Raw genomic sequence first — 24,110 nt, 5'->3', positions numbered from 1 at the left:
AAAGGAACAGGCATGACCTTACAGCAGTGGTTATTCTCATTTAAAGGGCGTATCGGACGCCGTGATTTCTGGATCTGGATTGCGCTGTGGATTGTCAGCATGGTGGTTCTGTTTTCGCTCGAGAGTCAAAAATTACTCCCCGATCAGATAGCCCCCTTTGCGCTTGTGTGTCTGCTCTGGCCGACGGCGGCAGTTACGGTGAAACGTCTGCACGATCGTGGGCGTTCAGGGCTGTGGGCGTTATTGATTATTCTTGCCTGGATGCTGTTAGCCGGCAACTGGGCCATTCTTCCGGGGATGTGGCAATGGGTGGTCGGACGCTTTGTGCCGACGCTGATCCTCATTATGACGATTATCGATCTGGGGGCGTTTGTCGGCACCCTGGGCGTAAATAAATACGGCAAAGACACCCAGAATGTGAAGTTCAGGTAAAGTGCAGGCCGGATAAGGCGAGGCCGCCTGTCCGGCAACGTGCTTACCAGTAGTGCTCTGCGGTCATGTGGCCCGGTCGGCGGCGCAAATGTTTAGTCATTTGCCGGGTCTCTTTCAGCAACTGCTGCGTGTCGCGAACCATCTGCGGATTCCCGCACAGCATCACATGGCTGGTCTCTTTATCCATCACTAAGCCTACCGCTTTTTCCAGTTCACCACTTTCAATCAGCGCCGGAACGCGACCGGTCAGTGAACCTGCGACCGTCTCACGGCTTACCACCGTCTGGATCCGCAGTTTGCCTTCGTAGCGCGTTTGCAGCGCCTGCATAAGCGGCAGGTAGCTTAAATCAGCGGCGTAACGTGCGGCATGGACCAGCACCAGGTTTTTGAAGCGATCGAGATCTTTACCCAACTGCAGAATCGATAAATAGGGGCCGATGGCGGTGCCGGTTGCCAGCATCCACAGCGTGTCGCAGTCCGGCACTTCATCCAGCACAAAGAAACCAGCGGCTTCGCTCACTACCTGCACCTCATCGCCGGGCTTCAGTGCTGCCAGACGCGGGCTCAGCTTACCGTCAGGTACGGTGACCAGGTAAAACTCCAGATTGGGATTATCAGGGGCATTCACATACGAGTAAGCGCGCTGGACGCGCTCGCCGTCAATCTCAAGACCGAGCTTGGTAAATTGACCGGCGGTGAAGGGATGAACGGGGGCGTGAACGGTCAGACTAAACAGGGCATCGGTCCAGTTCTGTACCTTTGTGACTTTGCCTGTTACCCAATCTGCCATGGTTTTCTCCTGTACGGGTCTCGTTCCCTTATCTTCGTTTGTTGGCAGAAAGATTTCCAGCCTGAAGGGGGCTGGAAGGCTCTAATGAACAAATTCGTTAAAGGATATGTGTCTGCACGTCCGGGTCTTTGCGATCGAGGTAGTGAATCGACTGAATGCGGCGGATGGTGCGTGATTTTCCGCGGATCAGCAGCGTTTCGGTGGTCGCGATATTACCTTTACGACTAATCCCTTCCAGCAGATCGCCTTTAGTAATGCCGGTTGCAGAGAAGATGACGTTGTCGCTGCGCGCCATCTCATCCAGACGCAGCGCTTTACCGGCCTCGATGCCCATTGCTTTACAGCGCGCCAGCTCCTGTTCGCCGATGCGGCGGTTCTCTTCGCTATCGCCTTTAACATCATGACGCGCCAGCAGACGGCCCTGCATGTCGCCATCCAGCGCGCGGATCACCGCAGCGGACACCACGCCTTCCGGCGCGCCGCCAATTCCGTACAGCACATCCACTTCACTGTCCGGCATACAGGTCAGGATGGAAGCGGCAACATCGCCATCAGGAATCGCGAATACACGTACGCCCAGCGTCGCCATCTCTGCGATCACCTCATCATGGCGCGGTTTCGCCAGAATCGTCACCGTCAGTTCGCTCAGCGGTTTGCCCAGCGCGTTAGCGACATTGCGCAGGTTCTCTTCCAGCGGCAGATTGAGATCGATGCTGCCCTTTGCGCCCGGCCCGACAATCAGCTTTTCCATGTACATATCCGGCGCGTTCAGGAAGCAGCCCTTGTCACCGACGGCCAGAACGGCCAGCGCGTTGGCCTGGCCCATCGCCGTCATTCGCGTACCTTCGATGGGATCGACGGCAATATCCACCGCGTCGCCGCGACCGGTACCGACTTTCTCACCAATGTAGAGCATTGGCGCTTCGTCGATCTCGCCTTCACCAATCACGATGGTTCCGTCAATGTTGACCTGGTTTAGCATAATGCGCATGGCGTTAACCGCAGCACCGTCGGCGGTGTTTTTGTCACCGCGTCCCAACCATTTATAGCCAGCCAGCGCCGCCGCTTCGGTTACGCGGGAAAATTCGATGGCAAGTTCTCGTCTCATAGCAAACTCGTAGCAAAAAGGAATGGCGCGAAGTGTAGCACAGGGGAGGGGAGGGAATTATTGATATCAGAGGGTGAGTGTGCGGGGTTGCCCCCCGCACACGTAATACAATCCGTAGACCGGATAAGACGCGTTCGCGTCGTCATCCGGCAATTCACGATTACTCTTCGTGATCTTCCCACGCCAGCGCGCGTTTGACCGCTTTCTTCCAGCCGCTGTAACGGTAGTTACGCTCGGTGGTTTCGATACCAGGGCGGAATTCACGTTCGATAACCGCTTTCTCCTGCAGCTCATCGAGGTTCTGCCAGAAACCAACCGCCAGACCGGCCAGGTAGGCTGCACCCAGCGCCGTCACTTCACGCACTTCCGGACGCTCAACGCGCGTGCCGAGAATGTCAGACTGGAACTGCATCAGGAAGTTGTTGGCAACCGCGCCGCCGTCCACGCGAAGAGCGTGCAGGCGAATACCGGAGTCTGCCTGCATCGCTTCCAGCACGTCGCGAGTCTGGTAGGCAATCGATTCCAGCGTTGCGCGAATGATGTGGTTGGAGTTCACGCCACGGGTCAAACCGAAGATCGCCCCACGCGCATACGGGTCCCAGTAAGGCGCGCCCAGACCCGTAAAGGCCGGCACCACGTACACGCCGTTGGTGTCCTTCACTTTGGTCGCGAAATACTCGGAATCGAAGGCGTCGCTGATGAGCTTCATTTCATCACGCAGCCATTGAATGGAGGCGCCCGCCATAAACACGGCGCCTTCCAGCGCGTAGTTCACTTCTCCGGTCGGGCCACAGGCGATGGTGGTCAGCAGCCCGTTCTCGGACTTCACCGCTTTCTCGCCGGTATTCATCAGCATAAAGCAGCCGGTGCCGTAAGTGTTTTTCGCCATCCCTTCCTTCACACACAGTTGGCCGAACAGCGCCGCCTGCTGGTCACCGGCGATGCCGGAGATAGGAATACGCGTACCGCCTTTACCGCCAATGTTGGTCTGACCGTAGACTTCAGAAGAACGACGGACTTCCGGCAGCATGGCACGTGGAATATCCAGCGCATCCAGCATCTTGTCGTCCCAGTCCAGCGTGTGGATGTTGAACAGCATAGTACGTGAGGCGTTGGTGTAATCCGTCACGTGTACGCGTCCCTGCGTCATTTTCCAGATAAGCCAGGTATCAACGGTACCGAACAGCAGTTCGCCGCGACGTGCGCGCTCACGGGAGCCTTCAACGTGGTCGAGGATCCACTTCACTTTGGTGCCGGAAAAATACGGGTCAATGACCAGCCCGGTGTTATTGCGGACGTATTCTTCCATGCCATCGCGCTTCAGGCGCTCGCAGATCTCCGCGGTCCGACGACACTGCCAGACAATCGCGTTATAGATAGGTTTACCGGTTTCACGTTCCCAGACGATGGTAGTTTCACGCTGGTTAGTAATCCCGATAGCTGCAATCTGATCGGAACTGATGTCCGCTTTGGCCAGCACTTCCACCAGAGTAGAGCTCTGTGTTGCCCAGATTTCCATCGGGTCGTGTTCTACCCAGCCTGCTTTCGGGTAGATCTGCTCAAACTCGCGCTGTGAAACGCTCACTATATTGGCATCATGATCCATCACGACGGCGCGGGAGCTGGTGGTTCCCTGGTCGAGCGCAACGATATACTTTTTCTCAGTCATAATTATTTGTCCCGTAGTCACATTACAGCGAAGCTTTTTGTTGTGAAGTGGTCGTGGTTTCCTTCTCTTCCACGGCACAGGTATCGCACGGTAAATGGCGACCGATCAGCTTGCGATAGGCGAAAGCGCCCAAAATAGCGCCAACGATGGGGCCAAACAGCGGCACCAGGAAGTAAGGAATATCTTTGCCACCGGTGAAGGCGACATTACCCCAGCCCGCGAGCCAGGCGAACGCTTTCGGACCAATGTCACGCGCCGGGTTCATCGCAAACCCGGTCAGTGGGCCCATGGATGCGCCGATAACCGCAATCAGTAAACCAATCAACAATGGAGCCAGCGGGCCACGCGGTACACCGTTACCGTCATCAGTCAGCGCCAGGATAAGCCCCATCAGGATAGCGGTAATCACCATTTCAACCGCGAAGGCCTGCACAAAATTGATATGTGGGTTGGGATACGTTGAGAAAGTGCCGGCCAGATCAACACTCTCAATGCTGCCACGTACAATGTGGTGCGTCTGTTCGAAGTCGGCGAAAAGATTGTAGTAAAGCCCGTAAACTAACGCCGCTGCGCAAAAGGCACCGGCAAATTGAGAAAGGATAAAAGGAACAACCTTGCGCTTGTCGAAACACGCAAACAGCCACAATGCAATCGTGACTGCCGGGTTGAGATGTGCGCCAGACACACCTGCGGTCAGGTAGATAGCCATGGCTACCCCCAGTCCCCAGATAACGCTGATTTCCCACTGTCCAAAAGACGCACCCGCGACTTTAAGCGCAGCGACACACCCCACACCGAAGAAAATCAACAACCCGGTACCGAGGAATTCAGCAATGCACTGGCCTTTTAAGGTTGATGTTTGACTCATAATCGGATCCTGAAGAGTTTAATGTTTATTGTATGCGAGGAGGTCACTGACGTCCGCGATGCCCTGTAGGCACACTGTTAATTTATCGTTAACGAGCAAAAACGAGAAATATCGAACTTAAAATGTGTGTGCTCCGTCAATAAAATGAGCGTTTTCGCGCCATAAAGCGCGTTTTGTTATACAAAAACAGTGTGAGCTGAATCATTTCATTAACCAAAGTATTAACACTTAAGGGTTAGGGGGTTATTGTCTGTAAGAGTCGACTGAAAAGTGTTGTAAACCGCAATCAGCGCGGGATGCTGCTGGACAGCGAGGACGGGGCTTCATACAATCGGCACTATATATTGTGCGCGTTCACGTGAAGCGTCGCCTTGCAATTCAGGAGAGTAGTATGACCATGTCTTTAGAAGTGTTTGAGAAACTGGAAGCAAAAGTACAGCAGGCGATTGATACCATCACCTTGTTGCAGATGGAAATTGAAGAGCTGAAAGAGAAGAACAACTCGCTGTCACAGGAAGTGCAATCTGCACAGCATGGCCGCGAAGAGCTCGAGCGCGAAAACCAGTCTCTGAGAGAACAACAGAATGGCTGGCAGGATCGTCTGCAGGCGCTGCTGGGCCGCATGGAAGAAGTCTAATCCTCGTCATATTTCACGTTATGGCGGCGTTGGCTGCGCGTATTCACCCCAGTCACATGGTTATCTATGCTCCTGGGGATTCATGCGCTTACCGCCTTGCCCTAACGCGAAATCTTTAGCGGATTGCGGTAAGTCATGTAGGCCGGATAAGGCGCAAGCCGTCATCCGGCAATATCATAGCGTTACCGCGATACAACGTTAGTTTCAGGCATTCAAACCTCCATCCACGTCCAGACCCGTGCCGGAAATCTGCCCAGCCGCTTGGCTTGCCAGAAACGTCACCGCCGCTGCAACATCCTCCGGTGTACCGTAATGCCCTGTCGCAATAAGCTGTCGTTGGGCGTCCGCCTGTTCGCCATCTGCTGGGTTCATATCACTGTCCGTTGGGCCGGGATGGACAAGGTTGACGGTAATACCCCGCGGGCCGAGATCACGAGCCAGGCCACGGGTTAGCGAGTTGAGCGCTGATTTAGTCATCGCGTAGACAGCAATCCCCGGTTGGGCGACACGGTTGGCAAGGCAACTGCCAATATTGATAATCCGCCCACCTTCAGGGAGATGTGGCAACGCGGCCTGTATGGCTACCACCACGCCACGGATATTCACGTTAATCAACGCGTCGATGTCTTCCAGTGACAGCGACTCCAGCGGGCCACCGCGTGCGATCCCTGCGTTGTTGACCAGAATATCTAATCCTCCCAGTGACTGTATCGTGTGATTTACGGCGTTCTGAATAGCCTGAGCGTTTGCACTGTTTGCCTGAATAGCCTCGCCATGGCGGCCGAGTGCTGTAATTTCATTGGCAACGGCTTGGGCTTTCTCCGCAGATTTTTCATAGGTTATAACAACATCAGCACCGGCTTTTGCCAGCGACAGTGCAATAGCGCGCCCTAATCCACGACTGGCTCCGGTAACCAGCGCTTTTTTACCTGTCAGATCGATATGCATGATGACCTCGTGACGAGAGTGATGAGATTCATCATTAGGTATAGAGAGAGTTTTCTCTTCGTCAATGCGCTGAATGGGGGAATCGAAAGGGTGAAGTGACAAAAAAGAGGATCTGGAGATGTCCAGAATCGAAGTAAATTGCCAGTCAGTTGTTTAACCGACTGGCATCACACCGAATGGCGGTATTTTCTTTACTCGATATCGAGTGGGTCTTCGGAGAGGATGATTCCCGTATTGTCGGCGTACAGATGGTCGCCGGAGAAGAACGTCACGCCGCCAAAATTGACGCGGACATCGCTTTCCCCAATCCCTTCACCTGCTGCACCTACCGGAATCGCGGCAATCGCCTGAATGCCGATGTCCAGCTCTTCCAGATCGTCTACCTGACGCACTGCGCCGTAGATGACCAGCCCTTCCCATTCATTCTGTACCGCCAGACGCGCCAGTTCGGCGTCGACCAGCGCACGACGGACAGAACCGCCGCCATCGACCAGCAGAATGCGTCCACGACCATTTTGTTCGAGCAGATCATACAGCAACCCGTTGTCCTCGAAACATTTCACCGTGACGATTTGTCCGCCAAACGACGACCGTCCTCCAAAGTTAGAGAACAGCGGTTCCACGACGTTGACATCTTCTTGATAGATGTCACAAAGCTCGGAAGTATCGTATTTCATAGGCTTAACGTTCAGTTGCTGCGAGAATTTTTAGTATATCGCGCTATGTGTACTGTTGGCAAAATCATCAATTGTTAATTGATATTTGTCAGTTATCTTGCCCACTGACTTAAGAAAATCCCGACGACAAACAGCAGGTTAGTCAGCAACGCGGCTTTTACCGTACGTTCGAGCATCGGACGCATCGCCGCCGGTTCCATCTGGCGCATAACGTAACGCGCCTGTTTAACCAGTACCGGTGCGGCCAACAGGAACAGCCAACCCCACGGACTTTGCAGCGAAAGCAGGTTAAACAGCGCCAGGCAGACCAGCGTCCCCATCAGCAGACAGGCATGGTAACGACGGGCATTGACGGCACCGAGGCGAACGACCAGCGTATTCTTTCCGTTTTCCCGGTCGCTGTTGATATCGCGCAGGTTATTGATGTTAAGCACGGCAGTGGCCAGCAGACCACAGGCGGTTGCCGGAAGAATGAGCGCCGGGATCAGCGTATGCGCCTGCAGATACCAACTGCCCATCACGCTCAGCCAGCCAAAGAAAACCAGCACGGAAATATCACCCAGGCCGATGTAGCCATAGGGACGATTGCCCACGGTATAGGTGATGGCGGCAATAATCGACAGCACGCCAAGCACCAGGAAACCGACAAAATCCGCCGGCGTACGGCACGCCACGGCAACCAGCGACAGACCGGACAAACAAATGAGTACGACGGTGATGATCAGTGCGCGCTTCATCTCCTGTTGGGTGATCACCCCTTTTTGCATCCCACGCAGCGGTCCGAGGCGGTCCGGCTTGTCGCTGCCCTTAACGGCATCGCCATAATCGTTGGCGAGATTTGACAGGATTTGCAGAAGCCCTGCCGTAATGAGTGCCAGCAGAGCGACCAGCGGATCAAAGTATCCCTGCCACCATGCCAGGGCCGTACCGACGATGATCGCCGCGAAGGCGAGCGGTAGGGTCTTGGGTCGTAAGCTTTCCAGCCAGGCCTGGGAGCGGCTAATTTGTTGTTGTTCAGTCATATTTAGCGCCAATAAAAATGGGGCCTTTCAGCCCCATCAACAGTGATGAAAATGCAGTGAACGCGATTATAGGATAAAACGGCTCAGATCTTCATCTGCGACCAGCGCATCCAGATGTTTGCTCACATAATCCGCATCAATTGTTATGCTTTGACCATTCAAATCGCTCGCATCATAGGAAATATCTTCCATCAGGCGCTCCAGAACGGTGTGCAGACGACGGGCACCGATGTTTTCGGTGGTCTCGTTAACCTGCCATGCCGCTTCAGCAATTTTCTTGATACCGGATTCAGTAAACTCAATGTTGACGCCTTCAGTCGCCATCAGTGCTTTGTACTGCACGGTGACAGAGGCATTAGGCTCCGTCAGAATGCGTTCAAAGTCGCTGGTGGTCAGCGCCTGCAGTTCCACGCGAATCGGCAGACGACCCTGCAGTTCCGGGATCAGGTCAGACGGCTTCGCCACCTGGAACGCCCCAGAGGCGATAAACAGAATGTGGTCGGTTTTGACCATCCCGTGCTTGGTGGAGACGGTGCAGCCTTCAACCAGCGGTAGCAGGTCGCGCTGTACGCCTTCACGGGACACGTCCGGGCCGGAGGATTCGCCGCGCTTACAGATTTTGTCGATTTCGTCGATAAACACGATCCCGTGCTGCTCAACAGCGTCGATCGCTTCCTGTTTCAGCTCTTCCGGATTCACCAGTTTGGCTGCTTCTTCTTCAATCAGCAGCTTCATCGCGTCTTTGATTTTCAGCTTACGCGCTTTCTGCTTCTGCCCGCCCAGGTTCTGGAACATGGACTGCAACTGGCTGGTCATCTCTTCCATTCCCGGAGGCGCCATGATTTCCACGCCCATCGGTGCAGCAGCGAGATCGATCTCGATTTCTTTATCGTCGAGTTGGCCTTCGCGCAGTTTTTTACGGAATGCCTGACGCGCAGCAGACGGTTCAGACTGCTGTTCCGCCTGGCCCCAGTTATTTTTAGCCGGTGGGATCAGCACATCAAGAATGCGCTCTTCTGCCATCTCTTCTGCACGATAGCGATTTTTCTCGATCGCCTGGACGCGAACCATTTTGATGGCGGCATCGGTCAGATCGCGGATGATAGAGTCAACTTCTTTACCGACATAACCTACTTCGGTGAATTTTGTCGCTTCTACTTTGATGAACGGCGCGTTGGCAAGCTTTGCCAGACGACGGGCGATTTCGGTTTTACCGACACCGGTGGGGCCTATCATCAGAATGTTTTTCGGTGTGACTTCATGGCGCAGTTCTTCGTCGAGCTGCATGCGGCGCCAGCGGTTACGCAGTGCAATCGCCACGGAACGCTTGGCGTTATCCTGGCCGATGATGTGCTTGTTCAGTTCGCTGACGATTTCGCGTGGGGTCATTTCAGACATGGGAGATCCTTACGCTTTAGACGGTAATTCTTCAATGGTATGGAAATGGTTGGTGTAAATGCAGATATCACCTGCAATATCCAACGCTTTTTCAGCAATGTCGCGAGCGCCGAGCTCGGTGTTTTCCAGCAGAGCACGTGCCGCAGCCTGGGCGTAGGGACCGCCGGAGCCGATGGCAATCAGATCGTTTTCCGGCTGCACGACGTCACCGTTACCGGTGATGATAAGGGAGGCGTTTTCATCTGCGACTGCTAACAGCGCTTCAAGTTTGCGTAGCATCCTGTCGGTACGCCAGTCTTTCGCCAGCTCAACGGCGGCTTTGACCAGATGTCCCTGATGCATTTCCAGCTTGCGCTCAAACAGTTCAAACAGCGTGAACGCATCCGCCGTACCTCCCGCAAAGCCAGCAATGACTTTGTCGTTGTACAGACGACGTACTTTTTTCACGTTGCCTTTCATTACGGTGTTACCCAGTGTGGCCTGACCATCACCGGCGATAACCACATGGCCGTTACGGCGTACGCTTACTATTGTTGTCACGAGCAGACCCCTTGGTTACAAATACAGAATACAAGCCCCGCACGGTGTACGGGGCGTAATGCAAGTATAGATGGGGGGGATTTTGGGGGTTTCAACCCCCGGAGGCGAGTCGAATACAGTTTGTGTGACCCGCCATCTTCAGGCGGCTAATCGTGCTGTCGGCATTCTCTTTGCCTTTCACCGGCCCGATAACCACGCGATTCCAGCCATTGTTGGTGGTGATTTTGGAGTCAAAGCCTTCGAAAGCCAGCTGTGCACGCACGGTTTCTGCCTGTTCAGCGCCTTTAAACGAACCGCACTGCACCATCCAGCGACGTTCGTCTTTCTTCTCCGCAGTCGGCTTCGGTGCTTCTGGCACGCGCTCAACCGGAGCGGCAGGTTGTGTTTTCGGCGCAGACGCCGCTGTGTGCGCAGGGGTCTGCAGCAGATCCTGATACGGCTGTGACGTTGCCGCAGGTTTCTGCGGCTGCGCGACAGGCTTCGACGGTTGCTGTACCGGTGCCGTTTGCGCTGTGCGCGTTTGTGTCTGCGGCTGCGTACGCGGCTGTTGAACCGGTGGCGTGCTGTTCCACTGCTGCTGCTGTTGCTCAACCTGACGTTGCTGAGCCTGGCGCTGCAACGTTTGCTGACGCTGTGCCGGTGTCTGCTCGTTCCACGGTACTTCGTTGAGTTGCGTTGGCTGCTGGCGCATATCGGCCTGCATTTGCGCAAGCAACTGGCGCTGTTCGTTGGTCAGTTGATCCGGCTTCATCACTTCACCGCCTGCAGACGGTTCTGTCGGCGCACGTACGCCCGGCTGGCGGCTTTCCAGCTCTTTAATATAGCGCCAACGCTCTTCCGGCTTCGGCGGCAGCCCGTTACCGGTCACTTTCTGACCCTGCAACGTTTCGGATTCTTCTTTCTTATGATGCGTAATGAAGTACAAACCACCGATAAAGGCCACAAGAACGGCGGCGGCAATGGCGACCATTGCGGGCGATACCGCAGACGTGTTGCGTTGCTTTTTCCGTGAGGTGCTCTTTTTGCGCCGCGAAGGTGCCGGTTGGCCGCGACGTACATAATCTCGTTGTGCCACTATCGTTTCGCTGTATTGATTTGTTCGTCAGCCCGCCATGTTACTTAAGCGGCGGGCCTTTGACCAGACACCGTGTCTGAAAGGTTTACGTTAAGGCACGCGTGGTACCCCGAAGGATCAGTTCACAGTCCATCAAACGCGAGCCGCTGTTGACATTTTGTCCATGAATTTGGTCAAGCAGCAACAGCATCGCTTCACGACCAATTTCGAAACGCGGTTGCGCAACGGTGGTCAGCGGCGGATCGCAAAATTCCGCCAGGGCGATGTTGTCGAAACCAATAATCGACAGGTCATCCGGAACTTTGATGCCCTGACGTTTGGCCCATGAGAGGGCGCCGAGCGCCATGACATCGCTATGACAGAATACCGCTGTCGGCGGTTGCGGCAATTCGAACAACTGCCTGAGCGCATTGCCGCCAGCTTCGAAGGTGAAATCCCCGCGAGCGATATAGTGCGGATCCACCGTCACACCGCAACGGCGCAGCGCTTGCACGTAACCCTGCAAGCGGTAATGACATAGCGGCATCTCTTCCGGCCCGGCAATGCAGCCAATGCGCTGATGTCCCAGTTCATGCAGATAGTTCACGGCATTGAAGGCAGCGGTCAGGTTGTCGATATGGACGGTGGGCAACTCCAGCTCCGGCGCAAACTCGTTCGCCATCACCATCGGCGGCAGATTGCGCTGCTCTTCAATACTGGCGTCAAACGGCAGACGAGAGCCCAACAACAACATGCCATCAATTTGCTTGGTGATGATCAGATTGACGAAGGTTTTTTCCTGCTGGTTCTGGTGCGCGCAATCGCCGATCAACACCAGATAGCCATGACTGGCGGCGGTGACCTCGATCCCACGGATCAGTTCGCTAAAGAAGGGATCGCAAATATCCGGGACAATCACCAGGATCGTTCGCGATTCATTACGTTTAACATTGCGACCCGTCGCCTGCGGTAAATACCCCACTTCTACAGCTGCCTGTTCAACCCGGTTTCGGGTGGACTGAGAGACTTTATCGGGGTTCATTAGCGCGCGGGACACCGTTGCCGTTGAGACTTTCGCCTTTATGGCAACATCTTTCATTGTAGCGGCAGCGGCCTGCTTATTCGGTTTCACTCTTTCTCCTCGCCTGGAAAATTCGGCGCAGCACAATCCCTGTTTAAATTCACATCGAAAACATTTTTATCAGATAGCGGATGGAAACGGTTACAGAATTTTCATAAAAAGTGTGATGAATGTTGAATTTTACGATCCGCCTCGCATCTGAGGGGGCTATCCCTCGATGGGATCGACATCCAGCACCCATTTCACCTTGCGCGACTCCGGTAACGTATTGATGAGTGCTAGCGTGCCACTCACGATATGCTGCAAACGAATCCGTGACGGATGCTGCAATAAAATCTGCCAGCGATAGCGTCCGCCGCGCTTCGGCGCCAGTGCCGGTACCGGGCCTAAAATCCAGAGCTTATCGTCAGCCAGCGGACTGGCCTGAATCAGATTACGCAGTTGCTGCAAAAACAGCGGCGCCTGCTGATTATGATGATCTTCTGCGCGCACAATGACGTGACTGGTCCACGGCGGCAGTTGCAGAGTTTGCCGTTCCGCCAGCGCTTGTTCAGCGAATGCGTCATAGCCCTTATGCAACAGAGTCTGTAGCAGCGGATGTTCCGGATGGTGGGTCTGCAAAACCACTTCTCCCTGTTTGCCAGCGCGTCCTGCGCGCCCGGAAACCTGCGTATAAAGTTGGGCAAAGCGTTCTGCTGAGCGGAAATCTGCCGAGAACAGCGCGCCGTCCACATCCAGCAGCGCAACCAGCGTCACGTCAGGGAAGTGGTGACCTTTTGCCAGCATCTGGGTGCCGATCAGGATCCTTGCGCCACCGCGATGCACTTGTGCCAGATGCTGCTCAAGCGACCCTTTGCGGCTGGTGGTATCGCGGTCAATGCGGGAAATCGGCACGCCGGGAAAGAAGGGAGCCAGCGCTTGTTCAAGCTGCTCAGTGCCCAATCCGACCGGTACCATATGCGTAGAGCCACAGGAAGGACACTGACGTGGCACCGGACGCTGGCTGTCGCAGTGATGACAGCGCAAATGGTGCTGTGCCTGATGCAGGGTGTAGTAGTGATCGCAACGCGGACACTCCGCAATCCAGCCGCAGTCGTGGCAAAGCAGCGCAGGCGCAAAGCCCCGGCGATTGAGAAATAAAATCACCTGGTTGTCGGCCTGTAAATGCTGGCGCATACGGGCGATCAGCGCCGGTGCCAGACCGACCTGTACCTGCTGACCTTTTAAATCCAGCACGTGCTGAGTCGCGGGACGCGCGTTTCCGGCGCGGCGCGTCAGGCGCAGCATCCGGTATTTTTTCTGCCGCACGTTACACAGCGTTTCCAGTGCCGGAGTTGCCGAACCGAGGATTATCGGAATGCGTTCGCTATGGGCGCGCCAGACCGCCAGATCGCGGGCATGATAGCGCCAGCCTTCCTGCTGTTTATAGGAACTGTCGTGTTCTTCATCGATAACGATCACGCCAAGATTTTTAAACGGCGTAAATAAGGAGGAGCGTGTGCCAATGACAATCGCCGCTTCGCCGTTTTTGGCTTTCAACCAGGCAGAAAGGCGCTCGCTGTCATTGAGGCCGGAATGCAGCACTTCCACCGGCGCGTTGAACCGTTCGCGAAAACGGGCGATGGTTTGCGGCGTCAGACCAATTTCCGGCACCATCACCAGCGCCTGCTTACCCTGTGCCAGAACGTTTTCCAGTACGCTCAGATAAACTTCGGTTTTACCTGACCCCGTCACCCCGGCCAGCAGCCAGGCGGAGAAACAGTCTGACGCGCTGTGAATTGCGCCAACGGCGGTGGCCTGTTCGGTGTTCAGTCGCAGACGTTCGCCGCAAACCGCGTAGTGCGTGCGCCAGTCGCTAAAACCTGGGGTTTCGCTCGCCAGTTCACACAAGCCTTTTTTACGCAGAGCCTGAAGCGCGGCATCGTTGAATTCAAGGTCGGCGACCCGATCGCGCCAGATTTTCCCCTGTCGCAACGCGGCCAGCGCCTGCTGCTGTTTGGGGGAACGTTTCAGGCTATTAAGATCAACGGCCTGGCCCTCTTCGGTGGCAAACCAGTACCACATTGGCGTGTTGGTGGCTGGTTTCCCCTGACGCAGCAGGATGGGCAGGGCATGGAACAGCACGTCGCCAATGGGATGATGATAATAATCCGCCGCCCAGATCAGCAGACGCCAGACGGAGGTCGAAAAGAGCGGCTCATCATCCAGCACATCAACGACAGCTTTCAGTTCATTCAGCGGCAGCTCGCTTTTGTCACTAACCGAGACTACGATCCCGACGCGCTCCTGCTGTTTGCCAAACGGTACGCGCACGCGACACCCTGCTTTGACATTCATGCCTTCCGGCAGAAGATAGTCAAAGGTGCGAGGGAGCGGAACGGGTAAGGCAACGTGCACTACGGGCATAAATCATCCTGACTTGAAATCTGGCCGGTTAGTATACACATTACTCATGGGTGATGAGCGAATCAGTTTGCATGAGCGGGCTAATTTCTGTATGATTCGCCGCCTTTGATGCAAATTGATTGTGTCAAAACTTGACCGTTACCCGAGAATTTCACGCAGCCAACATATCAGCGGTGTGAAAGGCGACGGGTAAAAATTAACATCGCGTGGTGTCTGGCGTTAGGGCTGGAAGAGCGACGCGGCCTTAAACTGAGGTTTTCCCATGAAAAAAGATATTCACCCGAAATACGAAGAAATTACTGCTACCTGTTCTTGCGGTAACGTCATGAAAATTCGCTCTACCGTAGGTCACGATCTGAACCTGGACGTCTGCGGTAAATGCCACCCGTTCTACACTGGCAAACAGCGTGACGTTGCAACCGGTGGCCGTGTTGACCGCTTCAACAAGCGTTTCAACATCCCGGGCAGCAAATAAGTTTCAGCTGTCAAAAAAAAGCGCCGACTGGCGCTTTTTTTGTATCTGAATTTTATCTTTTTTATATTTTTTATTGACGCCTTGAATAAATAACGAGAAACTAACTTGAAATGCCGTTTCTAATTTTTCGGTAAATTGTTTCTATTGGTGATGTTCATCTCTCTTATCTTTCTTTTTTTGCCATGATTTTTAGTTGCTGGCAAAATTTAAAAGGTTTTAGCTTCCCCGCTTAAATAAACTTCATTACGTAATATAAAATTAATTCTGTCCCTTATTTTCATCATGTCGTTTTAGCAGTGGTGGTGCTGATAAGGTCAGATTGTTTTTGACGTTTTCTATTGAGAGGGATTGCTATGAAGCGTGGATATGCATTATTACTTATTCCATTATTATCTGGGGCCGCTCACGCAGGCTATGTAGATTATCGTCATGAATATTATGATGATGGACGTAACTATGACCGTGTTTATATGTCTCACCGCTTTGCGACTGGTTTTGGTGTGGCAGTAGAAGCTATCTCTCGTTCCGATGATGCGCAATCAAATGATGCGTGGAACAATATGGAAAGTAATGGCAACGAGTATACGGCAAGTTATCAATTCACCTGGCAGGGGCTCATCTGGCAGCCGGGCATCGCGGTGGAAACGGGTGATAATATAGCGATCTATAAGCCTTATCTTCGCGTACAGTATAATATCAATGATAACTGGTGGACTGCGTTCCGCTATCGTCAGGAATATATGCGCAGAAATGCTGACGGCAAAGATGACCGGATGGTCTATCGCCCGGAAGCGTGGCTCGGTTATAACGTCAATAACTGGATGTTTGAACTTAACGGCATTTATAAAATTGCCGATAGTGAAGATTTGTATAACAACAAAAATGAAGATTATGAATATAACTTCCGTGTTGCTTATAAGATAGGATCCTGGGTTCCTTTTGTTGAAGTGGGTAACGTTTCTTCTGGTTATAACACAACAACGACGGACGATCGCCAGACGCGTTATCGCGTGGGTCTGGGTTATAACTTCTGATTGTTAATTCCGTTAACGTGAAATTTATCTAAACAAAACATCATCAAGTTGCCTTTCAATACGCAAAATACGCTTGTTCTCATTTTCGCGTGAATAAGGCACTCAGGAGTTGACATAATGTCCAGTGATGAACATGTTATAAGAAGTAATGCAAGCATTGCTATCAGGCCTTTCGGATTCAGAGATAAAATAGGTTACTTGTGTGGCGACCTGGGAAATTGTTTTATTCTTGGGTTGGTCAATAGCTTTTTAATGATTTACTACACTAATGTGCTCGGTGTTTCCGGGGTTATTGTCGGGTCACTCTATTTTATAACAAAACTCTTTGATGCGTTTGTTGATGTCGCCGTAGGGCGCATATGCGATACGTCTAAACTGACCGTTTACGGGCGTTTTAATCCCTGGGTTCGTCGCATGAAATACCCTTTCTGCATCATTTCGGTGGTTCTTTTTCTGCCGTTTGTTCATGAATTTTCTGAAACAGCGAAAATTATCTATATCTGCTGTTCCTATTTTATTTACGGTTCGTTGTTATCGACCGTTAGCATTCCTTATGGTGCAATGTCAGCCGCGATTAGCTCGAATCCGGACGATCGTGTTTCGCTTTCGACTTACCGCAGCGTTGGCTCGGCGATTGGTGGTGGGGCAACCGGTTTTTTTATTCCCATTCTGATGTATACCACCCTTGTTGACGGAAGCCTGGTGATTTCCGGGCAACATTTCTTCTGGATTGCGATTGGCTGCTCGATACTGGCTTTTATCTTTTTAACACTGACCTGTCACTTAACGACAGAGCGCGTGCGTGTGGAAAGAAAAGAGAGCATGCCCGTTTCTGTTTTGCTGAAGGGATTGCTACGCAATAAGGCGTTGATTGTGCTGGTTGTGGTTGATCTGCTTATTGTGATTAATCAGGGTCTCTCCGGCACCAATATGACCTATCTGTTTAATGACTATTTCCACAATAAAGCCGCCATGTCTGTCGCACTCTTATTTACCTTTGGTTCCCTGATTCTGCTGGCGCCATCGGCGTCCTGGCTCACGAAGCGGTTTGGTAAAAAAGAAGCCAGCGTCGGCGCACTGTTCTTTTCAGTGGTGATGTATCTGATTATGTACTTCATCCACATTACGGATGCGAAAATCTATCTGGTCTTTCTTTTCCTTGCGACGCTAGGGGCCGGATTATTCAACCTGATGATTTGGGCGTTTATGACTGATGTTTGCGACTACCATCAGTATATTACTGGCGATCGCGAAGATGGCACCGTTTATGGTGTGAACTTCTTTGCTCGCAAAGTGGGTCAGGCATGTGCGGGGGCCATTGGGGGTTTTATGCTGGCTATCATCGGCTACCAATCCTCATCAACGGGCGGGGCTGTGCAAACCAGCGTCGTGCGGGAAAATATTTACACGATGGCGAATCTGATACCGGCTTTATGCCTGTTTTTGGCCGCCGTGATGCTGATTTATTTCTATCCACTGAACCGTAAAGAAACGCTCAAAATGGAAGCAACACTGAATAAATTTAATGGGATTAGCAAATAACCCATGAGCACCACTATGAAAATAGTGGGCAGTGAGTCTGAAAGGCAGGGGAAAACCTCTGCCTTTGTTGCGTCACCACCAAAGCAGCGGCCACGACTTCTCAACCGTTTCCAGTTGCGGCGCATCAAAAAGCGCCTGCGGGGAAATAACCGTTTCATTCAGCGGGATATTTTTACCGTAGCGTTCTTTCATTTTGGCTTGCACCGCCGGGTGACTGAGATCGAAATCCTTCAGCTTTTGCAGCTTACCCATTTTCATCCCGAGCGCATGGTCATACACCTTCCACACCACTTCAGAGCAGTACTGACGCTCGTCACTCCAGGAAAAGGCCAGATCGTAAGGTTTACCAAGATATTGTTTTGCGGTTTGCGCGAGCTTTTTCTGCTGCTGTGGCGATAGCCCACCGTCAACGCGACGCACGATGTATTTTCCGTCTTTACCGTGTTTTATCCACTTTTGCAGAGGGGTATAAACCACCGGGCCAATGGCCTCAAAGACATACGGTTTTTTCTCGCGGATAACGATCATGCCGATATGGCTATAGTCAGAATGCGTTGCCAGTTGAATCGCCTGGCTCTGGGAGGATAAGGACATTTGAAAGATGATATCGCCGGTTTGCGGCTGCCAGGCAAAAACAGGCGTCGCAATCAGCAGACTGAAAACCAGTAAGCCTCGATTCATGGCATAACGTCCTTGTTACACAATTAAAAAGAGCGGCCAGGAAACCCGCGCCGCTCTTTTCTGCAAATCAATATTCCCATGTCTCCGGGTCGATCCCCAGTTCACGCATGATCTCTTTCGCCGCTTCCGGGATTTCATCACTGCGCTCTTTACGCAGGTCTGCGTCGTTTGGCAGGGGTTGCCCGGTAAAGGCATGCAGAAACGCTTCACACAGCAACTCGCTGTTGGTGGCGTGGCGCAGGTTGTTCACCTGACGACGCGTGCGTTCATCGGTGAGGATTTTTAACACCTTCAGAGGAATGGAAACCGTAATTTTCTTTACTTGCTCACTCTTCTTACCGTGCTCAGCGTATGGGCTGATATATTCGCCGCTCCATTCAGCCATGAGATACTTAATCCTCTTTGTCATTAATATGAGGCAATGCCGCACTATTTGTGTGGCTACTCGCCATAATTCCGCATAGTTTACCGTACAGGCGATACTGTGACACTGATAAAGCGCCTGTAGTTGTGCGCTAATGCAGATAATTTTAACGGCTATTTCCAGTTTGCTCAATCTATACGCAAAGAAGTTTAGATGTCCAGATGTATTGACGTCTATTGTTAACCTGTTTACTCTGGGACCTGACTTTTCATCGACTCAGCTCAGGAACACCCTAACATGACGCGTAAACAGGCCACCATCGCAGTGCGTAGCGGGTTAAATGACGACGAACAGTATGGTTGCGTCGTTCCGCCGATTCACCTTTCCAGCACCTATAATTTTACCGGTTTTAATGAGCCTCGCGCCCATGACTACTCCCGTCGCGGCAACCCTACGCGCGATGTGGTGCAGCGTGCGCTGGCCGAACTGGAAGGGGGGGCGGGTGCGGTGCTGACCAATACCGGCATGTCGGCGATTCACCTGGTGACAACCGTGTTTCTGAAGCCAGGCGATCTGCTGGTGGCACCGCATGACTGCTACGGCGGCAGCTACCGCCTGTTTGACAGTCTGGCGACGCGCGGATGCTATCGCGTGCGGTTTGTCGATCAAGGGGATGAGCAGGCGTTGCAGGCCGCGCTGGCAGAAAAACCCAAACTGGTACTGGTGGAAAGTCCGAGTAATCCGCTGTTACGCGTGGTGGATATTGCGAAAATCTGCCAACTGGCGCGTGAAGCCGGAGCCGTCAGCGTTGTCGACAACACTTTTTTAAGCCCGGCGCTGCAAAATCCGCTGGCATTGGGCGCCGATCTGGTGTTGCATTCATGCACGAAATATCTGAATGGCCACTCTGACGTGGTGGCGGGCGTGGTGATAGCCAAAGATCCGGAAATCGTCACCGAACTGGCATGGTGGGCGAATAATATCGGCGTGACCGGCGGCGCGTTTGACAGTTACCTGCTGTTGCGTGGGTTGCGTACGCTGTCGCCGCGCATGGAAGTGGCGCAACGCAATGCGCAGGCGATCGTCGATTACCTGCAAACCCAGCCGCTGGTGAAAAAGCTCTATCACCCGTCGCTGCCGGAAAATCAGGGGCATGACATTGCCGTGCGTCAGCAAAAAGGTTTTGGCGCAATGTTGAGTTTTGAACTGGATGGCGATGAGCAGACGCTGCGTCGTTTCCTGAGCGGGCTGTCGTTGTTTACGCTGGCGGAATCCTTAGGGGGAGTGGAAAGCCTAATCTCTCACGCCGCAACGATGACGCATGCCGGCATGGCTCCAGAAGCGCGTGCTGCTGCCGGGATCTCCGAGACGCTGCTGCGTATCTCCACCGGTATTGAAGATGGCGAAGATTTAATTGCCGACCTGGAAAATGGCTTCCGGGCTGCAAACAAGGGGTAAACATGAGTATGATTGCGCAGGCAGGGGCGAAGGGTCGTCAACTGCACAAATTTGGTGGTAGTAGTCTGGCTGACGTGAAATGTTATCTGCGCGTCGCGGGCATCATGGCGGAATACTCACAGCCTGACGACATGATGGTGGTTTCCGCTGCGGGCAGTACGACCAACCAACTGATCAGTTGGCTGAAATTAAGTCAGACCGATCGCCTCTCTGCGCATCAGGTGCAACAGACCCTGCGCCGCTATCAGTGTGAGCTGATTAGCGGCCTGCTTCCCGCTGACGTGGCGGATGGATTAACCAGCCTGTTTATTAGCGATCTGGAGCGTCTGGCAAACCTGCTGGACAGCGGTGTGAATGACGCTGTTTATGCGGAGGTGGTAGGTCATGGTGAAGTATGGTCGGCACGTCTGATGTCTGCGGTGCTGAATCAGCATGGCATGGCGTCGGCCTGGCTGGATGCGCGTGAATTCTTACGCGCCGAGCGCGCCGCGCAACCGCAGGTGGATGAAGGGCTTTCTTACCCGTTATTGCAGCAACTGCTGATCCAGCACCCGCAAAAACGTCTGGTGGTGACCGGTTTTATCAGCCGTAGTAATGCGGGTGATACGGTGCTGCTGGGCCGTAACGGTTCTGACTATTCCGCCACGCAGGTTGGCGCGCTGGCGGGCGTTTCCCGCGTCACCATCTGGAGCGACGTGGCCGGGGTGTACAGCGCTGACCCGCGTAAAGTTAAAGACGCCTGCCTGTTGCCGCTGTTACGTCTGGATGAAGCCAGCGAGCTGGCGCGCCTGGCGGCACCGGTTCTGCACACCCGTACGCTGCAGCCGGTTTCCGGGAGCGATATCGATCTCCAGTTGCGCTGTAGCTACACGCCGGATCAAGGCTCTACGCGCATTGAGCGCGTACTGGCTTCAGGTACCGGCGCGCGTATCGTGACCAGCCATGATGACGTTTGCCTGATTGAATTTCAGGTTCCTGCCAGCCAGGACTTTAAGCAGGCGCATAAGGATATCGACCAGGTCCTCAAGCGTGCGCAGGTGCGTCCGCTGGCCGTTGGCGTTCATACCGATCGTCACCTGCTGCAGTTCTGCTACACCTCGGAAGTGGCGGATAGCGCTCTGCGAATCCTCGATGAAGCGGGTTTGCCGGGTGAACTGCGTTTGCGTCAGGGGCTGGCGCTGGTGGCGATGGTGGGGGCGGGCGTCACCCGTAATCCGCTGCACTGCCACCGTTTTTGGCAGCAGCTGAAAGGACAGCCGGTGGAATTTACCTGGCAGTCGGAAGAGGGCATCAGCCTGGTGGCCGTGCTGCGTACCGGCCCGACGGAGAGCCTGATTCAGGGTCTGCATCAGTCCATTTTCCGCGCAGAAAAACGCATCGGCCTGGTGCTCTTTGGCAAGGGCAATATTGGTTCCCGCTGGCTGGAACTGTTTGCTCGCGAGCAGAGTACGCTCTCGGCGCGTACCGGTTTTGAATTTGTGCTGGCAGGGGTGGTGGATAGCCGTCGCAGCCTGTTGAACTACGAAGGGCTTGATGCCAGCCGGGCGCTGGCGTTCTTCAATGATGAAGCCATTGAACAGGATGAAGAGTCGCTGTTCCTGTGGATGCGCGCGCACCCGTATGACGATCTGGTGGTGCTGGATGTGACCGCAAGCGAACAGCTTGCCGATCAGTATCTCGACTTCGCCAGTCACGGTTTCCACGTCATCAGCGCTAACAAACTGGCCGGGGCGAGTACCAGCAATAAGTATCGCCAGATCCACGACGCGTTTGATAAGACCGGGCGTCACTGGCTGTACAACGCCACCGTGGGGGCGGGGTTGCCGATCAACCACACCGTGCGCGATCTGATCGACAGCGGCGACACTATCCTGTCAATCAGCGGGATCTTCTCCGGCACGCTGTCCTGGCTATTCCTGCAGTTTGATGGCTCTGTGCCGTTTACCGATCTGGTGGATCAGGCCTGGCAGCAGGGACTGACGGAGCCGGATCCGCGCGTCGACCTGTCGGGTAAAGATGTGATGCGCAAGCTGGTGATTCTGGCGCGTGAAGCGGGCTACGACATCGAGCCGGATCAGGTTCGCGTTGAGTCGCTGGTTCCCGCACATTGTGAAGAAGGTTCAATCGATCACTTCTTTGAAAATGGCGATGAACTGAACGACCAGATGGTGCAACGTCTGGAAGCGGCCCGCGAAATGGGGCTGGTGCTGCGCTATGTGGCACGTTTCGATGCCAACGGCAAAGCGCGCGTCGGCGTCGAAGCCGTTCGTCCAGAGCACCCGCTGGCAGCGCTGCTGCCGTGCGATAACGTCTTCGCCATTGAAAGTCGCTGGTATCGCGATAATCCGTTGGTGATCCGCGGACCCGGTGCCGGTCGTGACGTTACCGCCGGGGCGATCCAGTCAGATATTAACCGTCTGGCGCAACTGCTGTAGTTTTTGCCGGATGGCGCTGCGCTTATCCGGCCTACGGTTCGTCAATCATGCTGGCCGGTGCGTTACCGGCCGGCAAACACTTCTTTTGCGGCAAACAGACCGTTTAACGCGGCTGGAAAGCCTGCATATACTGCCATCTGCATCATCACCTCAATAATTTCCTCCTGCGTTAACCCGACGTGCAGCGCGGCGGCAATATGTACCTTCAACTGCGGCGTGGCATTACCCAGCGCGGTCAATGCGGCGACGGTGGCAATCTCCCGACTGCGTAAATCCAGCCCGGGTCGGGAATAGATGTCGCCAAAAGGAAACTCAATCAGATAGCGGGCGAAGTCGGGAGCAATATCTTTCAGGCTCTCGACGACGGCATCGCCGCCTTTGCCATCGACCTGCTGTAGCATGTCCTGACCGGTAATAAAACGTTCCGAATGCATGGTGTCTTCCTCGTTTGTGTAATGTATGGCGTGAGGATAGGGCGGGCGGAATCATTTGGATAATACCGTTTCCGTGATACCTTTTCGGTATGACAACACCGCCTCTGTACTCTCTGGATATCCGCCTGCTGCGCTACTTTGCCGTGGTGGCGGAAGAGAACAACATGAGCCGGGCGGCCCAGCGACTGTTTATGTCGCAACCGCCGCTCAGCCGCCACATACGCCAGCTTGAAGAACGTCTGGGGATAACGCTGTTTGTCCGTCATACCAAAGGCCTGACGCTGACAAATGAGGGACTACGGGTGCTGGAGATCGTACGTCCGCTGCTGGAACTGCAGGATAAAACCTGGGCAGCTCTGAGTCAGCTCGCGCCAAATGATGTGCAGTCGCTGCGTCTGGGGCTGACGACGGCGTTTGAGCAGGGTGTTTTCGCTGGGCTGGAAACGCAGATGAATACCCGGGTGGAGACCCTGCGTCTGGTGCGCCAGGGCTCACCCGATCTGGTGCGTCAGGTGCGACGCGGAAAACTGGATGCTGCCGTGGTGGCGTTGCCGCTGGAGTCCGACGGACTTGCCGTCACGTCGCTCGACTGGCACGAGCCGCTCATCGCGGCGCTACCCGCCATCTGGCCAGAGGCAGGCAGAGAGTCTCTCCTCCTGGCGGAACTTAACCACCGACCGCTGTTCTGGTTCAGCCGGGAACGTAATCCGGCCTTCTTTGACGCTACGCGGGAACGCTTTCAGCGCGTGGGTTACGCCCCGACCTGTCTTGAAGAACCGCTGGAGCATGACGTTCTGCTGGCGCGAATTGCGCATGGCGACGGTCTGAGCTTACTTCCGGCCTCCTTTGCCGCCATTCAGCGCCAGGGCGTGGTTTTTCGTCCACTGCACAACGGTGAACTCAGTATTCAGGCGGGGCTGGTAATGCTGCCGGAGAACGTTGCGCGCTTACAGTGGCTGAAAAGCGTGATATCAGCCCTCTGAATGGCGGGCTAACGTGAATTTTTTTCATCTTCCCTGACTTTTCCTCACCATCAACGATGATTTTTCAGTTGACG

At 54.0% G+C, this 24,110-nt stretch carries 23 protein-coding genes; 8 read left to right on the top strand and 15 right to left on the bottom strand.

Features of this window, described 5'->3' with window-relative positions:
• Nucleotides 1-12 precede the first annotated feature (12 nt).
• Nucleotides 13-432: a DUF805 domain-containing protein gene (locus tag QQZ17_RS07910; protein ID WP_152401220.1), complete on the top strand. Its 420-nt coding sequence runs from the start codon at nucleotides 13-15 to the stop codon at nucleotides 430-432.
• Nucleotides 433-475: 43 nt separating this feature from the next.
• Here the strand turns inward: QQZ17_RS07910 and fpr are convergent, their stop codons facing one another.
• The 4 genes from fpr to glpF all read right to left on the bottom strand — a co-directional run bounded on the left by fpr (nucleotide 476) and on the right by glpF (nucleotide 4,867).
• A complete protein-coding gene (gene fpr, locus QQZ17_RS07905) occupies nucleotides 476-1,222 on the bottom strand; it encodes a ferredoxin--NADP(+) reductase (RefSeq protein WP_152401222.1) in 747 nt (248 codons plus the stop codon).
• Nucleotides 1,223-1,319: 97 nt separating this feature from the next.
• Nucleotides 1,320-2,330, bottom strand: coding sequence for a class II fructose-bisphosphatase (gene glpX / locus QQZ17_RS07900; RefSeq protein WP_152401223.1), 1,011 nt, complete (start codon nucleotides 2,328-2,330; stop codon nucleotides 1,320-1,322).
• Between the two features lie 160 nt (nucleotides 2,331-2,490).
• A complete protein-coding gene (gene glpK, locus QQZ17_RS07895; RefSeq protein WP_152401226.1) occupies nucleotides 2,491-3,999 on the bottom strand; it encodes a glycerol kinase GlpK in 1,509 nt (502 codons plus the stop codon).
• 22 nt (nucleotides 4,000-4,021) lie between these two features.
• A complete protein-coding gene (gene glpF, locus QQZ17_RS07890) occupies nucleotides 4,022-4,867 on the bottom strand; it encodes a glycerol uptake facilitator protein GlpF (protein WP_042325574.1) in 846 nt (281 codons plus the stop codon).
• Between the two features lie 391 nt (nucleotides 4,868-5,258).
• On the opposite strand from glpF, the gene zapB reads away from it, so the two are divergent.
• A complete protein-coding gene (zapB, locus tag QQZ17_RS07885) occupies nucleotides 5,259-5,504 on the top strand; it encodes a septal ring assembly protein ZapB (RefSeq protein ID WP_152401228.1) in 246 nt (81 codons plus the stop codon).
• A gap of 204 nt (nucleotides 5,505-5,708) precedes the next feature.
• On the opposite strand, the gene QQZ17_RS07880 is transcribed toward zapB, so the two are convergent.
• The 8 genes from QQZ17_RS07880 to priA form a co-directional block, all read right to left on the bottom strand.
• Complete coding sequence (locus QQZ17_RS07880) at nucleotides 5,709-6,452, bottom strand: SDR family NAD(P)-dependent oxidoreductase (RefSeq protein WP_152401229.1); 744 nt, start codon at nucleotides 6,450-6,452, stop codon at nucleotides 5,709-5,711.
• A gap of 191 nt (nucleotides 6,453-6,643) precedes the next feature.
• Nucleotides 6,644-7,129 carry a ribonuclease E activity regulator RraA gene (rraA, locus tag QQZ17_RS07875; protein ID WP_042998924.1) on the bottom strand — a complete coding sequence of 162 codons (486 nt, stop codon included), beginning with the start codon at nucleotides 7,127-7,129 and terminating at the stop codon, nucleotides 6,644-6,646.
• Between the two features lie 92 nt (nucleotides 7,130-7,221).
• Nucleotides 7,222-8,151 (bottom strand): 1,4-dihydroxy-2-naphthoate polyprenyltransferase, encoded by a 930-nt coding sequence (gene menA / locus QQZ17_RS07870; RefSeq protein WP_152401231.1) that lies wholly within the window; start codon nucleotides 8,149-8,151, stop codon nucleotides 7,222-7,224.
• Between the two features lie 66 nt (nucleotides 8,152-8,217).
• Entirely contained in the window at nucleotides 8,218-9,549 is a 1,332-nt protein-coding gene (gene hslU / locus QQZ17_RS07865) for an HslU--HslV peptidase ATPase subunit (RefSeq protein ID WP_042325582.1), read from the bottom strand.
• Nucleotides 9,550-9,558: 9 nt separating this feature from the next.
• A complete protein-coding gene (gene hslV, locus QQZ17_RS07860) occupies nucleotides 9,559-10,089 on the bottom strand; it encodes an ATP-dependent protease subunit HslV (protein ID WP_046493441.1) in 531 nt (176 codons plus the stop codon).
• A gap of 91 nt (nucleotides 10,090-10,180) precedes the next feature.
• Complete coding sequence (gene ftsN, locus QQZ17_RS07855; protein WP_152401233.1) at nucleotides 10,181-11,164, bottom strand: cell division protein FtsN; 984 nt, start codon at nucleotides 11,162-11,164, stop codon at nucleotides 10,181-10,183.
• 85 nt (nucleotides 11,165-11,249) lie between these two features.
• Nucleotides 11,250-12,275, bottom strand: a complete 1,026-nt coding sequence (gene cytR, locus QQZ17_RS07850; protein WP_152401235.1) for a DNA-binding transcriptional regulator CytR — start codon at nucleotides 12,273-12,275, stop codon at nucleotides 11,250-11,252.
• Between the two features lie 156 nt (nucleotides 12,276-12,431).
• Nucleotides 12,432-14,630: a primosomal protein N' gene (gene priA / locus QQZ17_RS07845; protein WP_152401237.1), complete on the bottom strand. Its 2,199-nt coding sequence runs from the start codon at nucleotides 14,628-14,630 to the stop codon at nucleotides 12,432-12,434.
• 262 nt (nucleotides 14,631-14,892) lie between these two features.
• Between priA and rpmE the strand changes: the two genes are divergently transcribed.
• The 3 genes from rpmE (at nucleotide 14,893) to QQZ17_RS07830 (ending at nucleotide 17,681) form a co-directional block, all read left to right on the top strand.
• Nucleotides 14,893-15,105 carry a 50S ribosomal protein L31 gene (gene rpmE, locus QQZ17_RS07840; RefSeq protein ID WP_042325590.1) on the top strand — a complete coding sequence of 71 codons (213 nt, stop codon included), beginning with the start codon at nucleotides 14,893-14,895 and terminating at the stop codon, nucleotides 15,103-15,105.
• 353 nt (nucleotides 15,106-15,458) lie between these two features.
• Nucleotides 15,459-16,139: an oligogalacturonate-specific porin KdgM family protein gene (locus tag QQZ17_RS07835; RefSeq protein WP_152401238.1), complete on the top strand. Its 681-nt coding sequence runs from the start codon at nucleotides 15,459-15,461 to the stop codon at nucleotides 16,137-16,139.
• Between the two features lie 117 nt (nucleotides 16,140-16,256).
• Nucleotides 16,257-17,681 (top strand): MFS transporter, encoded by a 1,425-nt coding sequence (locus QQZ17_RS07830; RefSeq protein ID WP_152401240.1) that lies wholly within the window; start codon nucleotides 16,257-16,259, stop codon nucleotides 17,679-17,681.
• A 72-nt stretch (nucleotides 17,682-17,753) separates the two neighbouring features.
• On the opposite strand, the gene QQZ17_RS07825 is transcribed toward QQZ17_RS07830, so the two are convergent.
• Nucleotides 17,754-18,362, bottom strand: a complete 609-nt coding sequence (locus QQZ17_RS07825; RefSeq protein WP_152401242.1) for a YiiX family permuted papain-like enzyme — start codon at nucleotides 18,360-18,362, stop codon at nucleotides 17,754-17,756.
• 67 nt (nucleotides 18,363-18,429) lie between these two features.
• Nucleotides 18,430-18,747 carry a met regulon transcriptional regulator MetJ gene (gene metJ, locus QQZ17_RS07820; RefSeq protein WP_042325599.1) on the bottom strand — a complete coding sequence of 106 codons (318 nt, stop codon included), beginning with the start codon at nucleotides 18,745-18,747 and terminating at the stop codon, nucleotides 18,430-18,432.
• Between the two features lie 276 nt (nucleotides 18,748-19,023).
• Here metJ and metB point away from each other — a divergent pair, with 276 nt between their 5' ends.
• The gene (gene metB / locus QQZ17_RS07815) at nucleotides 19,024-20,184 is read left to right on the top strand and encodes a cystathionine gamma-synthase (protein WP_152401244.1); all 1,161 of its coding nucleotides are present in this window, start codon (nucleotides 19,024-19,026) and stop codon (nucleotides 20,182-20,184) included.
• A gap of 2 nt (nucleotides 20,185-20,186) precedes the next feature.
• Nucleotides 20,187-22,619 carry a bifunctional aspartate kinase/homoserine dehydrogenase II gene (gene metL, locus QQZ17_RS07810; RefSeq protein WP_152401247.1) on the top strand — a complete coding sequence of 811 codons (2,433 nt, stop codon included), beginning with the start codon at nucleotides 20,187-20,189 and terminating at the stop codon, nucleotides 22,617-22,619.
• A gap of 62 nt (nucleotides 22,620-22,681) precedes the next feature.
• Here metL and QQZ17_RS07805 read toward each other — a convergent pair whose 3' ends face one another.
• Nucleotides 22,682-23,053, bottom strand: coding sequence for a carboxymuconolactone decarboxylase family protein (locus QQZ17_RS07805; RefSeq protein ID WP_152401249.1), 372 nt, complete (start codon nucleotides 23,051-23,053; stop codon nucleotides 22,682-22,684).
• A gap of 89 nt (nucleotides 23,054-23,142) precedes the next feature.
• Between QQZ17_RS07805 and QQZ17_RS07800 the strand changes: the two genes are divergently transcribed.
• A complete protein-coding gene (locus QQZ17_RS07800; RefSeq protein WP_152401251.1) occupies nucleotides 23,143-24,036 on the top strand; it encodes a LysR family transcriptional regulator in 894 nt (297 codons plus the stop codon).
• Nucleotides 24,037-24,110: the final 74 nt, after the last annotated feature.

Origin of the sequence: Citrobacter sp. T1.2D-1 (assembly GCF_950098555.1) — a bacterium.
Classification (GTDB): Bacteria; Pseudomonadota; Gammaproteobacteria; order Enterobacterales; family Enterobacteriaceae; genus Citrobacter_A; species Citrobacter_A telavivensis.
Note: the sequence above shows the minus strand (reverse complement) of the source record. Positions and strands in the feature narration are given on the sequence as shown.

Bases quoted from the DNA above. Each gene is read 5' to 3' on its own strand.
- QQZ17_RS07910 (WP_152401220.1), top strand. From the start codon at position 13: ATGACCTTACAGCAGTGGTTATTCTCATTTAAAGGGCGTATCGGACGC.
- fpr (WP_152401222.1), bottom strand. From the start codon at position 1,222: ATGGCAGATTGGGTAACAGGCAAAGTCACAAAGGTACAGAACTGGACC.
- glpX (WP_152401223.1), bottom strand. From the start codon at position 2,330: ATGAGACGAGAACTTGCCATCGAATTTTCCCGCGTAACCGAAGCGGCG.
- glpK (WP_152401226.1), bottom strand. From the start codon at position 3,999: ATGACTGAGAAAAAGTATATCGTTGCGCTCGACCAGGGAACCACCAGC.
- glpF (WP_042325574.1), bottom strand. From the start codon at position 4,867: ATGAGTCAAACATCAACCTTAAAAGGCCAGTGCATTGCTGAATTCCTC.
- zapB (WP_152401228.1), top strand. From the start codon at position 5,259: ATGACCATGTCTTTAGAAGTGTTTGAGAAACTGGAAGCAAAAGTACAG.
- QQZ17_RS07880 (WP_152401229.1), bottom strand. From the start codon at position 6,452: ATGCATATCGATCTGACAGGTAAAAAAGCGCTGGTTACCGGAGCCAGT.
- rraA (WP_042998924.1), bottom strand. From the start codon at position 7,129: ATGAAATACGATACTTCCGAGCTTTGTGACATCTATCAAGAAGATGTC.
- menA (WP_152401231.1), bottom strand. From the start codon at position 8,151: ATGACTGAACAACAACAAATTAGCCGCTCCCAGGCCTGGCTGGAAAGC.
- hslU (WP_042325582.1), bottom strand. From the start codon at position 9,549: ATGTCTGAAATGACCCCACGCGAAATCGTCAGCGAACTGAACAAGCAC.
- priA (WP_152401237.1), bottom strand. From the start codon at position 14,630: ATGCCCGTAGTGCACGTTGCCTTACCCGTTCCGCTCCCTCGCACCTTT.
- rpmE (WP_042325590.1), top strand. From the start codon at position 14,893: ATGAAAAAAGATATTCACCCGAAATACGAAGAAATTACTGCTACCTGT.
- QQZ17_RS07835 (WP_152401238.1), top strand. From the start codon at position 15,459: ATGAAGCGTGGATATGCATTATTACTTATTCCATTATTATCTGGGGCC.
- QQZ17_RS07830 (WP_152401240.1), top strand. From the start codon at position 16,257: ATGTCCAGTGATGAACATGTTATAAGAAGTAATGCAAGCATTGCTATC.
- QQZ17_RS07825 (WP_152401242.1), bottom strand. From the start codon at position 18,362: ATGAATCGAGGCTTACTGGTTTTCAGTCTGCTGATTGCGACGCCTGTT.
- metJ (WP_042325599.1), bottom strand. From the start codon at position 18,747: ATGGCTGAATGGAGCGGCGAATATATCAGCCCATACGCTGAGCACGGT.
- metB (WP_152401244.1), top strand. From the start codon at position 19,024: ATGACGCGTAAACAGGCCACCATCGCAGTGCGTAGCGGGTTAAATGAC.
- metL (WP_152401247.1), top strand. From the start codon at position 20,187: ATGAGTATGATTGCGCAGGCAGGGGCGAAGGGTCGTCAACTGCACAAA.
- QQZ17_RS07805 (WP_152401249.1), bottom strand. From the start codon at position 23,053: ATGCATTCGGAACGTTTTATTACCGGTCAGGACATGCTACAGCAGGTC.
- QQZ17_RS07800 (WP_152401251.1), top strand. From the start codon at position 23,143: ATGACAACACCGCCTCTGTACTCTCTGGATATCCGCCTGCTGCGCTAC.